The following is a 19223-nucleotide window of genomic DNA, read 5'->3' on the forward strand; positions in this document are numbered from 1 at the left end:
TTGCTAAAAACCGAGGGTTTGACGAACGTGGCGGACGTAGGATTGGGCAACCGGCAGGCGTGTCGCCTTGTCGTTTTTCAGCGTGACGATGAGGTTGGACCGCTCGTCTCGCTCGATATAGTCGATACATCCGACGTTGATGATGTAGGACCGATGAATTCGCAGAAAGTGGTCACCGGGCAGCCGCTGAGACAGCGCCTGAAGGGTGTGGCTGGTCGTGAACGCGTCCCTTTGCGTATAGAACCAGGTTTTCTTCTCGTAGCTTTCGCAGTAGACCACGGCTTCGACGGGGATGGGCCGCCAGACGCCGTTTGCGTGGCCCATCAGGTAGGACAACGGCTGCGGCGGTGACGCGGGTGTTGCACGTGACTGCGGCGGGAGAATCACCGCGACGGCAGATTCCACTCCGTTGTCCAATTGCAAAGGATAGCCGAGCCCATGGTAGGGGATGCCGAACACGGACGAGTCGACGTCAGATTCAACGCGATCGCGCTTGGCAAACACACGCTCCGCGATGCTGCCGGGACGCACGGCTTCCCCTGGCACGATGCGCAGGTCATGGGCACCCGGGCGGTAGGCGATGTATCTGTGCCTGTTGGCGACAGCGATGGACGCCGTGTCGGGAATCCAGTCCTGCAGCAGTTTTGGGAGCTGCTTGAGCAGCGCGTCATGGTTCACTGCGTTCACCCCCCGCTTCAGCATGGTGTCGGCTTCGAGATTGCGTAGGTTTCGAGTGTTCCGCCGCCTTGTGCATTCCATACGGCCGACTTGGATCGCGGCATCGGTCAGTCCTCTTCGTCTTCCGACGCATCGAATGCCACGAACCGCTTCACGCCGCTTTCATGAATTCCGTGAAACATGTCGTAGGGCCGAGCCCAGATCTGCTCACTTCCGACCCGGCGATAGAGGACCAGCCGCTCCTCGGTTTCAGAGTGCAGCGCTTCACCGATGACCTCGTAAACCGCGCCCTTGAAGTGTCGGTATTTCATGTCCAAAGTCGTCCCCCATCTCAGCATTCATCGTCGTTCTGATTTCAAGCGTATGCGATTCTGACCATCGTGTCCATCCTCTGTGTTCCGGCGTCCGCGCTGAATGCTACCATGGTGATAGGTACCAACGCCAGGTCAATCGGGGGATGGGCGAGACGATGTACAAAATACTCACCGACCAAGACATTGAACAACTGGCTTCGATGGAACGCATGGTGCAAGCCATCGAACGCTGTCTGCGGGAGGAGGCGAACGGTACGCTTGTCGCGCCGCCGCGATTTCGCGTGACGACGGAGAAGGGGGATTTGGTCTTCACAGCGGGGGCTGCGACCGCTTTCGACAAGGTGATTGGCTTTCGCGTGTACGACACCTATGACAACGATGTGGATGGGCATGAACAGCTCGTCTGTGTATTTGATTCGGACACCGGGGTGTTCCAGGGGATTGTCATTGGGAATCTGCTCGGCGCCATTCGCACCGGAGCCATCGGCGGGGCCGCAGTTCGAGCGCTGGCTCGGGTGGATGCCAAGCAAGTCGCCGTCATTGGCACTGGCGTTCAGGCCAGAACGCAGTTGGCGGCGGCGGTCGCTGTGCGGAACATTCAGCGGGTGAAGGTGTACAGCCGTCATCGGGAACACCGCGAAGCATTCGCCAGAGAGATGGCCGAGAAACTCCATGTCGACGTCTCGGCTGCCGATTCGTCACGCGCCTGCATCGAAGATGCGGACATCTTGCTTTGCGCCACGAACAGCGATACGCCCGTGTTTGACATGGATGATCTCAAACCAGGTATGCATATCAATACCGTAGGGCCGAAGTCGGTCAATCGTCACGAGGTGCCCCTTGCGGCGGCGGATGTGAGTGCGGTGATTGCCACCGACTCGCTGGAACAACTGCGGGCCTATGCCACACCGCACTTTCTCGTGGGTACCCCGCACGAACACCGCATTCAGTCGCTGGCTGACCTCGTCACCGGCCGGGCGACTGGCAGAACGTCCACGGAGGACATCACGCTGTTTTGCTCTGTGGGCTTAGCCGCCACCGAGGTGGTCGCAGCGCAAGAATTGATGAAGATGTGAACACACAAAAAGGACCAGCCGAAGCTGGTCAAATGGGCAGGTATGAATCGAAGAGAGTGTAACAAGGCAATGTTAAAGTCATGTTAAAAACGATTGGCGTTTCTGTGACGTTGCCATAAATTTTGTGCAACCGAATGCGGGCGCAAATTCTAACAATTTCTAACTTACTAGGACGTTATGTAACAGGGCGCTGTATGCGTTATCATAGGAGGGTGGCGGGTAACTGACATCATAAATAAGGAGTGAGGGGATTTGTCGGCTATCATTGAAACAAAGACTGGCACGGCATCCAGGCAAAACGGAATCAAGGCGATGGTCGGTGTTGGTTTAGCGTGGGCATTTGACGCCATGGACTTTTCCATTTTGACATTCGTGCTCGTCGACATCATGAAGGATTACAACGTACCGCTGACATTGGCAGCAGGTGTTTCGTCTGCCACGACGTTTGCCCGGTTGGGCGGCGGATTTTTGGGTGGACTGTTGGGAGATTATTGGGGCCGCAAGGCCAGTTTAATTTTGTCCATCTTCTGGTTCTCTGTGTTTGAACTCCTGACCGGGTTTTCCATTGGATTTACGTTGCTTTACTTGGTAAGAATTTTGTACGGCATCGGCATGGGCGCGATGTATGCCAACGGTACACCGATGCTGATGGAACTCATGCCGGCCAAATGGCGTGGACTGGCTTCGGGCATTATGCAATCCGGTTTTTCATTTGGCTACATTTTTGCGGCACTGATTTACCGCGGCTGGTACACCGATCTCGGCTGGCACGCGATGTTCTATATCGCTTGCATCCCTGCGGTCCTGGTGGCCCTGTTCATCTGGTGGCAAGTGCCGGAGTCCGCAAAGTGGAAGACTCAGCTTGAAGAGCGCGGCCGTCGGTCCATCCCAATTTCGCAGCTGTTCACATCCGGGCATACGTGGAGCACCGTCCATGCAGGGATTATCTCGCTGTTGGCGTTTGCGGTTACATATCCCATTAACACGTTCTACGCCACGCTGTTGAAGAGCAGTGGACATTTTTCCGCAGGTACCGTAGCGGATACGATTATTCTGTTGAATGTCGCTGGCATCATCGGCAATGTTGTCGGCGGCTGGGTCTCCGACCTCATTGGCCGCAAATGGACCATTGCGATATCCGGCATTTGTACCCTGTTGTGTTCGTTCCTGTTCTTGCACATTGACAACAATACGCTGCGCACGGTCTTCACCTTCCTGATTGGGTTGTTCTCCATCGGCGGGGTGTGGGCAGCGATTCCGACCTACATTGCGGAGCACTTCAGCACTGGTGTTCGTTCCACGGGACAGGGGACGACCTATCACTTCGGCGCTGCGCTCGGCGGAGCCGTGGTTCCGTTGATTGTCTCGTCTATCGCGCCAAGCGTCGGCGGACTGGCCTCCTCAATGACATACTCCGTCGCCATCGCGTCGGTTCTGGTCACCATTTGGGTGTTCTTCTGGCGTGAGTCGAAAGGGACGACACTGGAGTAGATTTCATTACGTCTTCACCGAACGCAGGCAGCACGGCATGCAGTTGTACCAAGACGCTGTTTGTCAGGCCCGCCACACGGTGTCTGCCGCAGCGCAGCGACAAAGTACGAGGACAAGAAGCGCCGCTTCGAACGGACGGTCGTTTGGAGCGGCGTTTTTGGTATGCGCGACGTGGCAGTGGACGGGCATATTTCACCTGCCCATGGGGATTCTGACAGTTGTGGAGAACCGAAATCCAGAAGGCGAGGGCTTGCACATGTCATGGGATCCAATCGAGGTACACGCTTTTATCAATGGGAAGGCGTCTCTAGCTGCGAAAAACTATCCACGTGAAAATCCGTCCGATACGAAAGAAGTGGTCGGCTACGCGCCATTGAACACAAGGGAAGACGCGGTGCTGGCGATTGACGCAGCCTATGACGCGTTTGCAACGTGGAAGTGGTCTTCCGTCGATGAGCGCATCGAGCGCATGAGAAAGGCGATTCAGAGGTTGAAGGATGAAACGAAGGATTTGGCACGCCTTCTCTCGCGCGAACACGGCAAACCGCTGTACGACGCCGAAGGCGAATTTGGTGTCTCCCTGATGTGGATGGAGTATGCGTGTGACACCGCGAAGGCGCTGCTGCAAGACAAGGTACAGGAACATGACGGCGGCAAAACCATCATCAGCAGCGACCCCATCGGCGTGGTGTCGGCCATCACCCCCTGGAACTACCCGATTTCCTTGTCGACCATCAAAATGGCGCCGGGACTTCTGGCCGGCAACACGATGGTTCTCAAACCGAGCCCGTTTGCGCCGCTGACGGTGACGAAGGTCACGGAAATCATCGCGTCAGAATTTCCGCCAGGGGTGCTGAACATTGTGCATGGCGAAGCGGATGTCGGCGTGGAGCTGACGTCGAATCCGAAAGTCGCCAAAATCGCGTTCACCGGGGGGACGAAGACCGCGAAGTCCATCATGAAGGCTGCAGCGGATACCATCAAGCACATGACGCTGGAGTTGGGGGGCAATGATGCCGCCATCATTCTGCCCAGCTTCGACGTGGACGATGAGCGGGCGATGCGGAGAATCGTGATCTCCAACTTCCTGACCGCCGGGCAAATTTGCATGATTGCGAAGCGCGTCTATGTGCATCGTTCGATTTACGACCGGTTCGTTGAGAAGTATATTGAGGCGGCCAACAAATGGATTCGTGTCGGTGACCCGTTCAACCCGGAGGTCACCGTGGGGCCGGTGAACAACCCGGGGCAGGTCAAATACGTGCAGCGTTTGATTGACGACGCAAAGAGCCGCGGGGCGGAGGTCATCAAGCTGGGGCGTGTGCTGGACCCGGAGCTGTTTGAAAAGGGCTACCTGATGCAGCCCACACTGGTGCTCGGGTGCGGATACAACGACCCGATTGTCGTGGAGGAGCAGTTTGGTCCAACGGTGCCGATTCTTCCGTATGATTCCGAAGAGCAGGCGATTGCCCTCGCCAATGACAGCATCTACGGTTTGACCAGTTCGGTGTGGGGAGAAGAAGCGGAGGCGATTCGGGTGGCCCACCGCATTGAGGCCGGCACGACGATGATCAATACGGCTGCGGTTCAAGGCCTGGATGTCCGCTTCCCGTTTGGCGGCGTCAAGCAGTCCGGGGTCGGCAGAGAGTACGGTGCAGAGGGCCTGTTGTCCTATGTCGAGACACATGTCATTAACGTGCCGAAAATGTTGGAGCTGCCCTACATTCCGGAATGACGTTGTTCCGTCAACAAACGGCGGGACGGCGGCGTAGTGTGTACCAGAACTTGCTGTTGTGTGCGAGCGCGATGATGGCGCTTCCCAGGGGACGTGGTGAAACGGTAAGATGGGCATACACAGTGATTTCAATGGGACGACGAGGTGGGTGACGTGTTGAGCGGGCGAATCTCCCTGTACGAAGGCAAGGACACAGCCGTCAAATCCGTGTTCAAACTGCTCCAGGTCTGCGGAGTTTGTTCAAGGCATCACGTCGTCTACCTGTGTCGGCACAGGGTCGATCCCGTCCAGGAAGCGGCAGAGGTGCTTAAGCGGATGCGCCAGCAAGAGTACGTTGACACCTGGGTGCGCGCCTCTGACAAACCGGAGGTGTACCGCTTCAGCCGTGCGGTTCGGGAGGAATATGACGCGCCGTTGATTCAGTGGAACAACGGGGTTGATTACCGCCTCGCTGTGACGGACTTATACCTGTCGCTGGGGCAGCCGGACGACTTTGAAGCGTATCCGCAGCTGGATTTTTGGTCTGACGGAAAGAATCGAATTTTGACGCCTTCTGCCGCAGTGCACGGCATGATTGTCGAACTTGGCGTGGAACGCTGGCGGCGAAAGCGGCGGATCTACGAAATGTATTTTGAGGACGTTATGTGGGAGATGTATTTTGCCAAGAAACCCCCTGTGGTGATTTTGGCTTCGGATGCCGACGACGTGACGATCGACAGCAGTGACGGGTACGAGTTGTACATTGTTCAAGACATGCGAGACGGTGATTGACGTCGGCCAAGCAGTCGAGGGTTGGTCACTTGGCCGCCGTCAGCGTACGCGTCAAGGGGGTTCCGGCCAGGCTGCCGAAGCGGTCACTGCCACTGGTCCTTGATGTTCAAGGCGGCGTCGTACCATTTTAGAAAGGCGCTTTCCAATGCCTTGCGGATGCGGTGCGCGTCGAATGGGCCTGCGTAAACGGTCGTTTGATCGGTCCAATTGCCCCAATTCCCCAGGAGCCCGGGTACATCCTCCCAGTGTCCGTCCGTGATACTGATGTCGACCTGGTCTTCGTGACAGGCCGCCGTCACTTGGAAGAGCGGCACTAGGTTGGAATGGTTTTCGTACGCGATGCTGACACTGACGCTGTCGACCGGTGTCGGCTGCTTGGCGAGATGTTCATCATTCTGTAACGCGTCATCTGCGAATTGGTGCAGTAAGTCGTGCATCGCGTTTTTGGTTTCCTGCGTGATGTCTTTCTGTTGATCTGCGAGCGTCGCTCGGTGGCGCGCAGCCTCATCATGCGTGGCCTTGCGCTCATTCATCTGTTGCTGTAAATCTGAGTCAGTCATGGCGGCTCTCCCTTATCCTTGGTCATGCTGCTGTACAGATGGAGACGTGCATATCTTGTCCTGACCACGGCGAAAATACTCAACCTGTCTGAGTCGCCAATGAGTCAGCCTCATCACAAATGATAGAAAGTGAGCGTGTTCGTATGAGCAGCGGCCGCATTCGAAGTGAGATCAAGCCGGGGATGGAAGTGGACATTGTTCTGAAGAAAGATCAACCGACAGGCAAACTGACGCGCGGTGTGGTGAAGGACATCCTGACCAAGTCACCCACGCATCCGCACGGTATCAAGGTACGGCTGACCGACGGCCAGGTCGGCCGGGTGCAGCGAATTTTCCTGCGTGACGATTTGAAGCCGTGATGAGCATGGGAGCGCTGCATTGGAAAAGGCGACCGTCCCGGCCGCCTTGTATGTTACAGGTTTTCAGTTGAGAAACGTTGCTAGCCCTACCTCTCAAGCAACCATGCGGCTCCTCGGCCGCGCCTGATGAATCTAAACCTAAGCCGAGAACAACTTACCATTTGCAACGCAACGAACTTGCTTTGGTGCTCCGCACAACCTGCCAACTAGTCTACTATACCACAATCCGGGCAACCGGTAAATCCCCTGACACTTGGCGCGAAGCGCCTCATCCACGGTGGTCGATCACGCCGGTTGCCCCGCGGCCGGTTGACGCAGGACAAAAGTCCTACGGTACGCGGGATGGAGGTCCCATGCCCTTCCCCAACACACGCGGTATATTGTGAGTAACCCTTTTACCCCTTTGATGGCGCTCCACACCTTGTGGATGCGTTTTTCTTTTGTCCAAAGCCAGTGCGGTACGCCGTGTGGACAGACACCGCATGATGGCACAGAACGACAAACGACAGACGGGGCCGCCTGTCGTTCGCCGTGGGTTCTAGCATGCTGCTATAGCAGTACTGTAGTCCCGGATTATTGAAATTTCATTGAACGGTTCTCGCGAATGGGGACTCTCGCCGGGACGGCGAAACCTGCACGGCGAACCCCCGGACAGGAGGTTACTTGAGCCGCTTAATCGTGGGCCGCTCATGGGTGGGCGTCGGCGGGGGCGGCGCCATATCGTGTGCGGCAGCGGCAAGCACGCGCTGACAGTCTTCGGCCGACACAGACGAATCCCAGATGACATCGAAGTGTCCATCCTCATAGACAATCACATTGACGACAAAACGGACTTCACTCATCCACATCCACTCCTTAACACAGTCCAGCGGGTGAGCAGAGACGGACAAGCCACTCGCTGTGTACGTTCCATTGTACGCCAAGGCCGTCAAAATTCCTCACGCTGCCTCCTGGCGACAGGCACCTGTGCGCCATTCGCTTGGGCAAGTACCAAGGGGGAGGGTCGGGATTGACCCGTTCGACGTCATTCGAGGGTGTTTGTGATAAGAATTCGACAATTTTATGATATTTCCATTATAATTCGATGAGATTCTGCCTTTCTAGCAACGTTGTCATGTAATCTAGTAAATGAAGGAACGTTGCTTGCGTGACCACCAACATAACGGGTGCAAGTTTATCCGTTTCCTTTTCATCCCATCCTCCTAGATTTTACAGCCTTCATGCTCGTTCGATGAATCAAGTCGTTCAAGCATCGTCGTGAGGTCGTCCTCTTTGTCGTTCACAAAATCGGGGAGTTTCCTCCTTGGTACTCATGGGGGTTGAAGGGTCCATCAGACTAAAGGAGGCACGTATAACATGCAGAAGCGGACTCTTGCGACATGTTCACTTGCGGTTGCGATGGTGGTGCTGGTCGGTGAACCTGCCATCCGCCCAGCATCGGTATTCGCTGCCACCGAGACGATCCTCCAGCGGGGGTCCACCGGTGCGGCAGTGACTCAGCTGCAACAGGATTTGAACCAATTGGGCTTTTCATGCGGGACGCCGGACGGCGTGTTCGGGCCGCAAACCTTGGCAGCCGTGAAATCCTTTCAGAAGGCATATCACTTGACGGTTGACGGCCAGGTGGGGCCCTCCACAGAAGCCGCCTTGACAAAGGCGCTTGGCAGCGGCAGCTCTTCCTCGACGACCTCGAACCCGAGCACGTCCAGGTCAGGCGCCGGAGAAAGCTGGTCAACGCGGGAGCTGGAAGTGAATGGAACCGTTCCCGCCGGTTATGCCAAGGTCCCTGGGTTCACCTACGAAAATACATACTGGATCTCCATTTATGACGTGCAGCAGTTTCTGAAACAACTGGGTGTGAGTGCCCAGTGGAAGGTCGACACCCTGTATTTGACCAATGTCAGCGGGTTTGATGCCTCGAAGCTGCCGACGAACGTACAAGGCGATGGGTACATCAACGTCAACGGTAAAAACGTGATGCGCATCCCGCGGATCGCTGCCGTGCCTCCGAATGGCACGGTGACGACGTCGTTTACGGAAGTGTATTTGATGGAGAAGGTTCTCGACGCGCTTGGATTCTCGAACACGTACGACGGTTCCAAGGGGTATTGGAACGTTGATCCAGCGTCCGGCAGCACGCCAAACGGTGGTTCAGGCAGCACGCCAAACGGTGGTTCGAGCACAGGCCCAGTCTATCCTGGCACCATCCTCCAATATGGTTCGACAGGCGTTGCGGTGGAAGAAATCCAAACCCAACTGAACAAACTGGGATACAACTGCGGTACGCCAGATGGTGACTTTGGGACCAATACGGAAAACGCGGTCAAGGCGTTTCAGGCAGACCAGAACCTGACAGTGGACGGGCAGGTTGGGCCGCAGACGTGGCAGGCCCTGTTCGGTGAAAGCAGCCAAACGTCTTCACCGGGATCGTTCACGAATGTCGATTTGCGATTTCCGGCACCGAACGACATCACGGCCAGCAGCTTGAATCAGTTCCTGCGGTACAACGCTTTCGGAACGCTCGTTGGGTCTCCCATGTATGGGCTGGGTGAGTCATTCATTCTGGCGCAAAATACGTACGGGGTGGATGCAACGTACCTGGTTGCGCATGCCATTGAGGAGAGTGCCAACGGGACCAGCAGCATCGCGCTGGCGGACAATAACTTGTTCGGATACGGGGCGTATGATTCAGATCCCGGCGATGACGCCGGGCTTTTCCCCAGCGAGGATTACGCGATTCGGTTCCAGGCGTGGGAGGTCAGGAACAATTACTTGAACCCGGGCAGCAGCCACTATGGCGGAGCGCCGACCTTGACGGGGATGAACAAGCAGTATGCGACCGACCAGGCCTGGTCGAGCAACATTAGCTCGCTGATGGGAGAGGTGGCCGCTTCCGTGGGGGACACCTCAGCGGCCTATGTTGCCTATCAATCAAGCAATAACGCGCCGCAGCCGTCCAGTACGGCGGAACCGGTGTACTACTTGAACGGTGCGCAAGGCAAGGCCTCGTCCGACCCGTACTACAAAGGCGTGCCGTATTACAGCACCATGTCACCCGGCAACATGTTCTTTGGTTCTCTGCAGTCTGGCAGTGAAGGCGGCGCCGTGGAACAAATTCAGCGCTTCCTCAACACCAGGATGAATGCCGGATTGACAGTGGATGGGGACTTTGGCCCGCAGACGAAGAGTGCCGTCGAGGCTTTCCAAAAGAGTATCGGGGTGACTGCGAACGGGGTTTGGAGCGCCAGCATGTGGGAGACATACATCGAGCCTTCCGACTCGACGCCCACCCTCCCGGTCGGCAAGACGGTCACCGTGGATGAGATTGAGCAGGGAATGGCGAACGGTTACGTCATGCCCTGGTACCATGTGAAGGGCTACGGCTGGGTGGACTCCCAGTACCTGCCGTTGACCAACGCGTATCGACTTGAGGTTTCAAATCGGACAAGCATCAACACGTCCATCCCGGTGTACAACAGCGCGGGTGCGCAAATTGCGACCCTGCACGATGGGGACATCGTCGTGGTCAACTCGACGCAGCCAGTCAACGGCAAGGTGCAGATTCTGTTTGCTGCCCAAACGCCGGCGTCGACCTATTATGGCAGCGCCGCGCAAGGTACCCTGTTGACTGGGTATGTCAGCACCAGTAACGCAACCATCGTGAAACAAGCCTGAGCGAGTGGAATTTCCTGAGAAGAAAAGCTGTCGAGGCAGGCCATTGGAACGCGGTCGAATTCGATCGAAAAATTTTGTGCTGTATCGGCCTGTTTTCGACAGCTTCTTCCTTGTACACATCGCTACAATCGTTGGTACCACTGGGTAACGGAGGGATCAGCGATGTATGGCGAGGTGACTGTCGAAGTGTCTCGGCTACCCGAAGCTGCGGGGTGGGCCGTGGAACACGAGATGGAGTCGACGACGCTTTCGGAGGAAATTCGTCAGGCGCTGCGCGAGGTTCAGGCTCGTCGAATTGTGTGGGGCATGGCGGAGCCGCGTTTTGAGGACGCCGCTTGGTACGCGTTCGTGGCGGCCCGGGAGCGGCTCAACGCATTGTTGCTGGAGGCAAGAGAACGGGTTCAGATGCAAACGGAACCGGCCTGATTCATTGCGGTGAATTCGAAGGCGCCTGTTCGGGTGCTGATTCCGTGCGTTTTGCATTGGCAGACTGTGACCTTGCGAGTTCGAATCGACGATGCACCCGTTTGACGACGACGCGCCGGAGCGCAAACAGTCCCGCCCAAGACAAGAGAACGATACTTGCGCCTATCCCACCCATTGGATCACACGCCCCATCGTTTGGAAGTTGGTACACCCTATTCAACCAGAGGCTGCTTGTTGTAGGGTGTCGGCCCAGGGGCGGGCTGTTTTCTGGTTCGTCAAAATCATCTGTGAAAATTTCCGGGTGACCCTTGGTTGTCGATGTTCTACAATTGTCTAGTTTTGCGACAGAGCTGCGTTCGAAAACGTGGTGAAGATACAGCCGGGGCACGGTCCCCGGGCAGAGGTTGGGGCTGGGGAAGATGACACTCGCTTACTGCATTCGGTGCGGCAAACTGCTGCCAGCGGAATCGTTCGATTACATTTGCAAAACAGGCTTTCGCTATCAGGATGGTGTAAATCACCCCCTTGGATTTTGTTCGCCTCCTGACTGCCCGCACGCCCGCGACGTCCAGTCCTCTGCGGCGTGCACGACAGCGCATCCCTCTCCATCTGCCGAGGTCGGGAGCGAATCGCCTTGGCCTAATGCGTGTCATGTGGGCTGCGGATGAGGCGGCTGTACCAATCTGCCAGCGCAGCCCCTAATTTGTACCGGATAACCGCCTTGTTGAAAGGACCAAGGTAGATGACCACTTCGTCTTCTTCGGAGCCTTCCCATGTTCTCCACGAGCATGACAAGCGGACGTCGCTCTCCGCTTCTTGTCCGGCGGTCCCGGAAAGGGCAGCGACGTACTCGCGGTTTCCGAGCAGAAACGATAGTGAACAATGCCCATCGGCTGAGACGTGTGTATAGGAGAATCGGCCATCAAAGGTCGCGACCGTGTCGACGACTTCTTCGATGATTTCATTGAGCGCTTGCTGTGTTGTACTCCGGATGGAAGTCGGGCGTTCATCGTTCACTGGCTGGACACCTCCGCATCGCGTCTATTCTAACGCACTTAGACCCACATTGCTGAACATCGGCAGATACCATCGTAACATTTTGTGATGTTGTTTCGTCTCATGGTTGAAAGGAGTTTTGCCGGTCATGAAAAAATCCTTCGGAATCGCGCTGTGTGCCGTCCTGGCGTCCCTTACCCTGGCGGGATGCGGCGGTCAGGCGGGTGTCCAACAGGCTGTCTCATCCAAAATATCAAACGTGACGGACCAACAGTCAGCGAAATCCGGAGCGGTTTCCAGCAGGGGAGAAACCAAAAACGCGTCCGCCCCCGGGGATGCATCTGCGAACGGCGTCAGCAACCGAACGGCTGGGGGCGGGCGCACAGCGGGCGGGACAAACGATGCGACAGGCACCGGTTCCGCAACGACCGGCGGGGGAGACGCCGCGGACTCGGGCACGCCTGGCGTGCCTGTGACCGGGCCGTGGGACGGCGTGTGGTATGTTTCGGCGGCGACCGCCGACGCCGCGGGCGCCAGCGGGATCGACCAAACGACGGACGGCGGCAAAACGTGGACCGAACTGCAGCACACCGCAAGCCCGGTGCTGGGATTGACTGGGGCAGCATCGGCATCCGCGCGGGGACAAGCGGTGGTCATGGCGTGGACGGCGAGGGATGTGTGGATCTCGACCGACGGCGAACACTTTCGTTCGCTCCAGGTTGCGATTCCGAACGTCAGCGAACCCGACATTCAACAAGTGTCCCTGGGCGGGCAGACGGGGTGGCTGCTGGCGGGAGGAAAGGTCTACCAGTTGAATGCAGACAACGGACGTGCCGAGCCGGTTTCGTCCGGCCTGCCAGTGCAGGTCTTGTCGATTGCCGCTGAGGACGATGAGACCTGCTATGCGGTCGGCGCCAATGACGCCATCTACAAAACCACGGACGGCGGACAACAGTGGGTGCAGGTATTTTGGCCGCCGTTGAATGGGCAGATGTCCTGGCAGGCGCAGGTTCAGGTCAACGGCAGCCAGGTTGCGGTGCTCTACTATGGAGGGGACGCGGGAGTCAATCAGACGGCGTACATTTTGTGCGCGTCCCATGACAGCGGCGAAACGTGGCAGCCCGTGTTGGCAGAGTCCTCGTTCTCACCGGACTACGGCAACCCGGTGCCGCTCGTCCGTACCACGCTGGACCCGCAGCCCGGCGGATTTGCACTCCTCTCTGACGGCGATGTGGTCTGGGTTGGGCTGAGCAGTGGGAAGGTCGATGTGGATGTCGTTTCGCCCGCGGGCGGCGTGCGTAAGGCGAGCGTCGCGGCCCCGGCGCAAGCCGTGCCGGGAACGTCGGATGGCCTCTTCAGCGTCGCAGCCGCACCCAGTGGGAAACAGGTGCTCATCGTTGGCGGGCGCCAGGGTGCACAGGGGGGCTGCCTCCGCGCCACGGTGTGAGGCGGGGGCCGCTGAAGGCGTCGTCGCTGTTTTGTTTCGATCACGATTTCGCCCAGGCACTCCATAAATGTTTCGAAAATGGGTTTGCATGCAGTCGCGTCCACGCCGCATTGTAGTGTAAAATCAGGGGCGGAAGGTGATGGCATGTTCGCTGGACTGCGACAGATTTGGAGCTGGGTGTATCCAATCGTGATCGGCGTGGCGGTAGCACTGGTGATTCGACAATGGGTGATGACGATCAACCTGGTTCCGACGGGTTCCATGGAACCCAACATTCCGGCGCCGTGCCGCGTGTTTGTGAACAAGTTGGCGATTGAGTTTGGGCAGCCGTACCGGGGAGAAGTGGTCACGTTTCGCTGGCCCGACGACCCGTCCGAGATTTTTGTGAAACGCATCATCGGTATGCCTGGCGACACCGTGACGGTCACGAACAACGCAGTATACGTCAACGGCAAGCCGTACAATGTACCGGATGTGGTCCAGCCAAACAGGGTGGGGCTGGGAACGTATCACGTGCCGGCGGGGCATTATTTTATGATGGGAGACAACCGGCCGGTATCGGATGACAGCCGTCTGTGGACGAATAAGTACGTGGCGCGTTCGGCCATCATTGGAGAAGCTGTCGCCGTCGTATTCCCCTTCGATAAAATCAGGGCCATCCCCCAGTCGTAAGGTACAGGAGGCAGGCATGATTCAGGACAAGATGGGCATGCTGTTCCGCTCCTTTCCGGAGCTGCTGGAGCGGTACGTTTCACTGCGGGCACTGGATTGGGAACCCGAAGGGGCCTCGTGGGATTTTGATGCGCGCAATCATCGCGAAAGGGTCAGCTTGCGTGTGTGTCGTGACGGGGAAACGTGGGTGTTGCAGCAAATTTTTGACCACCAGCGGAACACCCATGAGGAACTGCAGTTTGTGGCGTTAGAACCGTTCGAGAAACAACCGTAGAAAACAACAACGTAGAAAACAGCCGCAGCCCGCTCACCTACAGGTGGGCGGCTTCATCATACGCCTCTGCATCCAGCGTGTCGGATGCTGCAGCCTCCTTGGATTCAACGTGCTGCTCATAAATCTCTCGAAGCCGGCGCTTGTCTCTTCGTTCCATCCATACACCGATGCCGATGAAGAGCGCAAAGACCGCAATGATGACGAGTGCCACGGAGGATCCTCCTCATGTCCGTCTGCAGATGAAGCTTCGTATTATCTTCTTGATATGCATCAATTTTCCTGCCTGTGTTTGTGATTTTTTTGCAGAGTAGGCATTCGTACAGGAACGGGGACATTGACCTACGTATCGTATGGGCAACGACAGATGCGGAGGTCGATGTGTATGGATTGGTCGAAGGAAACCGCGAAGGTGTACGTAGGGCAGTGGGTGCACTGTCATTCGGTGTATGGCATGCATCAAGGCATGGTGCACCGTGCCTTGCGCGATGGCATCATCCTCGTGCAGCACATCCAATTGGCGGACGGCGCACCCTGCGACGCAAACTCGTTTGAACCCGGCGTCTACGCGGCAGGAGACGATCGCGACATTCAACCCGCACAGTTTCTGGCCGCACCTGGCCTGTTCATCCCGTACCGGGGGCTGTTTGGCTTGTGGCCCGTGCCGTTTTTCCCCATCTGACCCGTCTCCTGTCCAGATTCGGGCGAATCGCCTGAGCCAAGCATCATTCGCGCTTTGGACGCGGCAACGTACGTTGTGGTATGCCTTCTGTGAAGGCATACCCTCATCGGAAGATACATTGGATGCCCCGGCCAGGGCATCCCCTTTTTTCTCGGCAGGTCCTGCCCTAAGACCTGCCATGCCTACTGGGACCGGTCTCGTCTGCTGGGACCTGCCCTGTCTACCCTGTGACCTGGGCCTCAAACTGGCTGTGGTAGAGCTCCGCATAGAATCCCTGCTTCGCCAGCAGTTCCTCGTGCGTGCCTTGTTCGACGACGCGGCCGTGATTCATCACCAGAATCAAATCCGCGCCCCGAATGGTGGACAAGCGGTGCGCAATCATGAAACTGGTTCGCCCTTGCATCAGTGCGTTCATGGCCAATTGAATTTGCACCTCCGTACGCGTGTCCACATTGCTGGTCGCTTCATCCAGAATCAGCAGAACCGGGTCGGACAAAATGGCCCGCGCAATGGTGAGCAGCTGCCGCTGCCCCTGCGAAATATTGGACGCTTCTTCGTTGAGCACCGTGTCATACCCGTCCGGCAAAGTGCGAATGAAGTGATCGGCACGTGCCGCCTTCGCGGCCGCCACAATCTCGGCGTCGGTGGCACCCGCACGTCCGTACGCGATGTTCTCCCGGATGGTGCCTTTGAACAGCCAGGTATCCTGCAGCACCATGCCAAACAGGCTGCGCAAGTGGCTGCGCCGCATGCGCGTGATGTCGACCCCGTCAATCGTGATGGTTCCGCTGCTCACCTCGTAAAACCGCATGAGCAGATTGACCAGCGTTGTCTTGCCGGCACCGGTCGGTCCCACAATCGCGATCGTCTGACCTGGCTTCACGTCCAGATTGAGGTCGTGAATAATGGGGACGTCGGGCTGGTACCCGAACGACACGTGGTGAAACTGCACATGGCCCTTGGCGTCCGTGAGCGCCGCCGCATCGGCCGGATCCGGAATTTCCTCCGGTTCGTCGAGGAGCTCGAAGACCCGTTCTGCGGACGCCATCGTCGATTGAATGATGTTGGCGATACTGGCGATTTGTGTGATGGGCTGCGAAAACTGCCTGGCATATTGAATAAACGCCTGCACATCGCCAATCTGAATCGATCGCTTCGTCACCAGGATGCCCCCGATGACACTGACTAGAACGAAGCCGAGGTTGCCGATGAAGTTCATCATCGGCATGATCGTCCCGGAAATGAACTGCGCCCGCCAGCCGGCGTTGTATAATTGCTCGTTGACCGCCTCAAAGGTCGCGATGGATTTCTCCTCATGGCCGAACGCCTTGACGATTTTGTGACCTGTGAACATTTCCTCGACATGCGCATTCAATTGACCGAGCGTCCGCTGCTGGTCAATGAAATATTTTTGCGATCGCGATGCGATGCCCCTCGTCACAATCATGCTGAGCGGCAGGGTGAGTGCGACCACGACCGTGAGCAGGGGACTGATGGTCAGCATCATCACCACCACGCCGACAAACGTGATGATGGACGTGATGAGCTGCGTCAAGCTCTGCTGCAGGGTGTTGCTGATGTTGTCAAAGTCATTGACGAACCGGCTCAGCACTTCACCGTGCGGGTGCTGGTCGTAAAACTCGAGCGGGAGACGCGTCAGTTTCTCGTTCACCTGCTTGCGCAGTGCATACACCGTTCTTTGGGCGACGCCTGCCATGATGTACTGCTGCAGATAGCTGAACATCGAACTGAGCAGGTACAAGCCAACCAACACGCCGACAATGTGCCAGATTTTCGCGAAATCGACGCCGCCTCCGGGTACGCCGTGCAGCCGTTCCATGACACCTTGAAAAATGTCCGTGGTCGCGTTGCCCATGATTTTGGGGCTGAGAATGTTGAACACGGTACTGCAGACGGCCGTCAAAAACACCAGCGTCAATCGCACCTTGTGCGGTGCGAAATACTTCAAGAAGCGAAACAGGGTTCCGCGGAAGTTTTTCGCCTTTTCGACCGGGCGCCCAATCATGATGGGACCGCGGCCGCCAAACCCGCCGGGGCGCCCCGGGCCAGGCCCCGGGCCCGGGCCTTGCGGCAGCGCGGGCCGCGCTTGAGATCCTGGGGCACCTTGCGGCTGATGATCGTTATTCATGCGAGCGCCCCCTCTCCAAGCTGGGATGCAACAATTTCGCGGTAAACCTCGCACGTCGCGAGCAGCTCGCGGTGGCGGCCGATGCCCGCAATGCGGCCTTCATCGAGTACGATGATTTGATCCGCGTCCAACACCGTCGAAATGCGCTGTGCGACAATCAGGGTTGTCGCCCCCTTGATTTCGCTCTGCAGCGCCGCCCGCAGCCGTGCATCCGTCTTCAGGTCGAGGGCCGAAAAACTATCGTCAAAGATAAAAATTTCGGGTCTGCGGACCAGTGCCCGGGCAATCGACAGGCGCTGTTTCTGCCCGCCCGACAAGTTCAAGCCCCCTTGGGCGATCACGGTGTCGTACCCGTTCGGCAGCGCCTTGATGAAGTCCGCCGCTTGTGCGATTTCGGCGGCCTTCTCGATTTCCGCCTGCGTGGCATCTTCCTTACCGTAGCGAATGTTGTCGGCCACTGTACCCGAGAAGAGGACCGTCTGCTGGGGCACCAGGCCGATTCTCGCCCGCAAGTCGTGCTGGGGCATCTCTCGCACATCCACGCCGTCGACCAGCACGCGTCCCCCGTCCACATCGTAAAATCGCGGAATCAGGCTCACCAGCGTGGATTTGCCAGCCCCCGTTCCGCCGATAATCGCCGTCACTTCACCCGGGCGAGCGGCGAATGACAGGTCAGACACGGCCGGCTGTTCAGCACCCGGGTAACGGAAGGTGACAGCCTCGAACTCCACCCAGCCGCGCTTCGTTGGCGGGCCAACGGGGGTGGGTGCATCGCGATCGTGAATCGCCGGGGTCAGGTCGAGCACTTCGTTGATGCGCGCAGCAGACGCCGAGGCGCGGGGAAACATGAAGGACATCATCGACACCATCATCACCGCGAACAGAATTTGCATGACATATTGGATGAACGCCATCAAGTTGCCCACTTGCATGGCCCCGGCGTTGATGCGAATGCTGCCGAACCAGAGAATCGCCACCGTGGCCAGGTTGATGATGATCATCATCACAGGCTGCAGCGAGGCCATCCGCTGGTTGACTTTCGTGGCGGTGTTCGTGAGGTCGAAGTTGGCCGTGTCAAACCGGCCGATTTCGTAGTCGACACGGTCGAACGAGCGGACCACACGGACGCCGATGAGGTTTTCCCGCAGCACCTGATTGAGCCGGTCAATCTTCTGCTGCATGACCCGAAACAGGGGGATGCTGCGGCGGAAGATGGCAAAAATCGCGATCGCCAGAATGGGCATCACGACGAGGATGACGAGCGACAACTGCGCGTTCGTCGACACCGCCATGATGATGCCGCCGATGGCCGTGAGCGGCGCCATCACCATCAGCCGCAGCATCATGTTGACCAGCTGCTGCACCTGCGTGATATCGTTCGTCGTCCGAGTGATGAGCGAGGAGGTCCCGAGCTCGTCGAACTCATGCAGGGTGAATCGTTCTGCACGTTCGAACACCTGGCTGCGCAAGACGCGCCCGAATTTGGCGGAAACGCCAGAGGAAAAGTAACTGGCCGTCACGGAACAGCCCACGCCCGCGATGGACACCAGCAGCATCAAACCGCCGACGCGCAGGATATACGGAATGTTGCCTTGCACAATGCCGGTGTCCACGATGTTGGACATGAGCGTCGGCAAATATAAGGTAGATAAAGACTGGAGGAAAATCAGGACGCACACAAGCGTGATTGTCCATCGATGCGGTTTGAGAAACCGCAAGAGTCGCATCATTGGCTGTCACCCCACCGCGTTGAAGATGGCTGGTCTTGCATCGTTATTTCTATCGCATTTTCTATCGCGATTTTTGCGCATGTCTTATTGTACTGCATTGTCCCGCATGGCCGCTTCTGCAGGGTCGCTTCGTACCGGTCGCTTCTGCAACGTCGTGCCTGTCGTGCGGTGTGCGAAGGGCCCCAAACGTG

19 protein-coding genes are annotated in these 19223 nt (G+C 57.5%); 11 read left to right on the top strand and 8 right to left on the bottom strand.

The features are described 5' to 3' along the window. Positions 1 to 3: 3 nt before the first annotated feature. Together JI721_RS12305 and JI721_RS12310 are read right to left on the bottom strand one after the other, a co-directional pair. Complete coding sequence (locus JI721_RS12305) at positions 4 to 678, bottom strand: LytR/AlgR family response regulator transcription factor (RefSeq protein WP_274455170.1); 675 nt, start codon at positions 676 to 678, stop codon at positions 4 to 6. A 107-nt stretch (positions 679 to 785) separates the two neighbouring features. Then, positions 786 to 989, bottom strand: coding sequence for a DUF1653 domain-containing protein (locus JI721_RS12310; RefSeq protein WP_274455171.1), 204 nt, complete (start codon positions 987 to 989; stop codon positions 786 to 788). Positions 990 to 1147: 158 nt separating this feature from the next. On the opposite strand from JI721_RS12310, the gene JI721_RS12315 reads away from it, so the two are divergent. The 4 genes from JI721_RS12315 (at position 1148) to JI721_RS12330 (ending at position 6065) form a co-directional block, all read left to right on the top strand. Further along, entirely contained in the window at positions 1148 to 2068 is a 921-nt protein-coding gene (locus JI721_RS12315) for an ornithine cyclodeaminase family protein (protein ID WP_274455172.1), read from the top strand. A 252-nt stretch (positions 2069 to 2320) separates the two neighbouring features. Then, entirely contained in the window at positions 2321 to 3559 is a 1239-nt protein-coding gene (locus JI721_RS12320) for an MFS transporter (RefSeq protein WP_274455173.1), read from the top strand. Between the two features lie 256 nt (positions 3560 to 3815). After that, entirely contained in the window at positions 3816 to 5294 is a 1479-nt protein-coding gene (locus JI721_RS12325; RefSeq protein WP_274457839.1) for an aldehyde dehydrogenase family protein, read from the top strand. 156 nt (positions 5295 to 5450) lie between these two features. Then, positions 5451 to 6065 carry a hypothetical protein gene (locus JI721_RS12330; RefSeq protein ID WP_274455174.1) on the top strand — a complete coding sequence of 205 codons (615 nt, stop codon included), beginning with the start codon at positions 5451 to 5453 and terminating at the stop codon, positions 6063 to 6065. An 83-nt stretch (positions 6066 to 6148) separates the two neighbouring features. Here the strand turns inward: JI721_RS12330 and JI721_RS12335 are convergent, their stop codons facing one another. Further along, positions 6149 to 6625, bottom strand: coding sequence for a hypothetical protein (locus tag JI721_RS12335; protein ID WP_274455175.1), 477 nt, complete (start codon positions 6623 to 6625; stop codon positions 6149 to 6151). Between the two features lie 143 nt (positions 6626 to 6768). Between JI721_RS12335 and JI721_RS12340 the strand changes: the two genes are divergently transcribed. Continuing rightward, entirely contained in the window at positions 6769 to 6984 is a 216-nt protein-coding gene (locus JI721_RS12340; RefSeq protein ID WP_274455176.1) for a YwbE family protein, read from the top strand. A 659-nt stretch (positions 6985 to 7643) separates the two neighbouring features. On the opposite strand, the gene JI721_RS12345 is transcribed toward JI721_RS12340, so the two are convergent. Further along, positions 7644 to 7826 carry a hypothetical protein gene (locus tag JI721_RS12345; protein WP_274455177.1) on the bottom strand — a complete coding sequence of 61 codons (183 nt, stop codon included), beginning with the start codon at positions 7824 to 7826 and terminating at the stop codon, positions 7644 to 7646. 514 nt (positions 7827 to 8340) lie between these two features. On the opposite strand from JI721_RS12345, the gene JI721_RS12350 reads away from it, so the two are divergent. Next, positions 8341 to 10659: a peptidoglycan-binding protein gene (locus JI721_RS12350; RefSeq protein WP_274455178.1), complete on the top strand. Its 2319-nt coding sequence runs from the start codon at positions 8341 to 8343 to the stop codon at positions 10657 to 10659. A gap of 162 nt (positions 10660 to 10821) precedes the next feature. Continuing rightward, entirely contained in the window at positions 10822 to 11085 is a 264-nt protein-coding gene (locus tag JI721_RS12355; protein ID WP_274455179.1) for a hypothetical protein, read from the top strand. A gap of 639 nt (positions 11086 to 11724) precedes the next feature. Here JI721_RS12355 and JI721_RS12360 read toward each other — a convergent pair. Next, complete coding sequence (locus JI721_RS12360; protein WP_274455180.1) at positions 11725 to 12102, bottom strand: hypothetical protein; 378 nt, start codon at positions 12100 to 12102, stop codon at positions 11725 to 11727. 127 nt (positions 12103 to 12229) lie between these two features. On the opposite strand from JI721_RS12360, the gene JI721_RS12365 reads away from it, so the two are divergent. The 3 genes from JI721_RS12365 to JI721_RS12375 all read left to right on the top strand — a co-directional run bounded on the left by JI721_RS12365 (position 12230) and on the right by JI721_RS12375 (position 14474). Continuing rightward, positions 12230 to 13528, top strand: coding sequence for a WD40/YVTN/BNR-like repeat-containing protein (locus JI721_RS12365; protein WP_274455181.1), 1299 nt, complete (start codon positions 12230 to 12232; stop codon positions 13526 to 13528). A gap of 144 nt (positions 13529 to 13672) precedes the next feature. Continuing rightward, the gene (lepB, locus tag JI721_RS12370; RefSeq protein WP_274455182.1) at positions 13673 to 14200 is read left to right on the top strand and encodes a signal peptidase I; all 528 of its coding nucleotides are present in this window, start codon (positions 13673 to 13675) and stop codon (positions 14198 to 14200) included. 16 nt (positions 14201 to 14216) lie between these two features. Continuing rightward, positions 14217 to 14474 (top strand): hypothetical protein, encoded by a 258-nt coding sequence (locus JI721_RS12375; protein ID WP_274455183.1) that lies wholly within the window; start codon positions 14217 to 14219, stop codon positions 14472 to 14474. Between the two features lie 37 nt (positions 14475 to 14511). Here JI721_RS12375 and JI721_RS12380 read toward each other — a convergent pair whose 3' ends face one another. Continuing rightward, a complete protein-coding gene (locus JI721_RS12380) occupies positions 14512 to 14685 on the bottom strand; it encodes a hypothetical protein (protein ID WP_274455184.1) in 174 nt (57 codons plus the stop codon). A gap of 171 nt (positions 14686 to 14856) precedes the next feature. Between JI721_RS12380 and JI721_RS12385 the strand changes: the two genes are divergently transcribed. Then, positions 14857 to 15153 carry a hypothetical protein gene (locus tag JI721_RS12385; RefSeq protein WP_274455185.1) on the top strand — a complete coding sequence of 99 codons (297 nt, stop codon included), beginning with the start codon at positions 14857 to 14859 and terminating at the stop codon, positions 15151 to 15153. Positions 15154 to 15373: 220 nt separating this feature from the next. On the opposite strand, the gene JI721_RS12390 is transcribed toward JI721_RS12385, so the two are convergent. Both JI721_RS12390 and JI721_RS12395 read right to left on the bottom strand, forming a co-directional pair. Further along, complete coding sequence (locus JI721_RS12390; RefSeq protein ID WP_407654024.1) at positions 15374 to 17302, bottom strand: ABC transporter ATP-binding protein; 1929 nt, start codon at positions 17300 to 17302, stop codon at positions 15374 to 15376. Beyond that, positions 17299 to 19032, bottom strand: a complete 1734-nt coding sequence (locus JI721_RS12395) for an ABC transporter ATP-binding protein (RefSeq protein WP_274455186.1) — start codon at positions 19030 to 19032, stop codon at positions 17299 to 17301. Before JI721_RS12395 ends, JI721_RS12390 begins: the two co-directional genes overlap by 4 nt. Positions 19033 to 19223: the final 191 nt, after the last annotated feature.

Origin of the sequence: Alicyclobacillus cycloheptanicus (assembly GCF_028751525.1) — a bacterium.
GTDB lineage: Bacteria > Bacillota > Bacilli > Alicyclobacillales > Alicyclobacillaceae > Alicyclobacillus_L > Alicyclobacillus_L cycloheptanicus.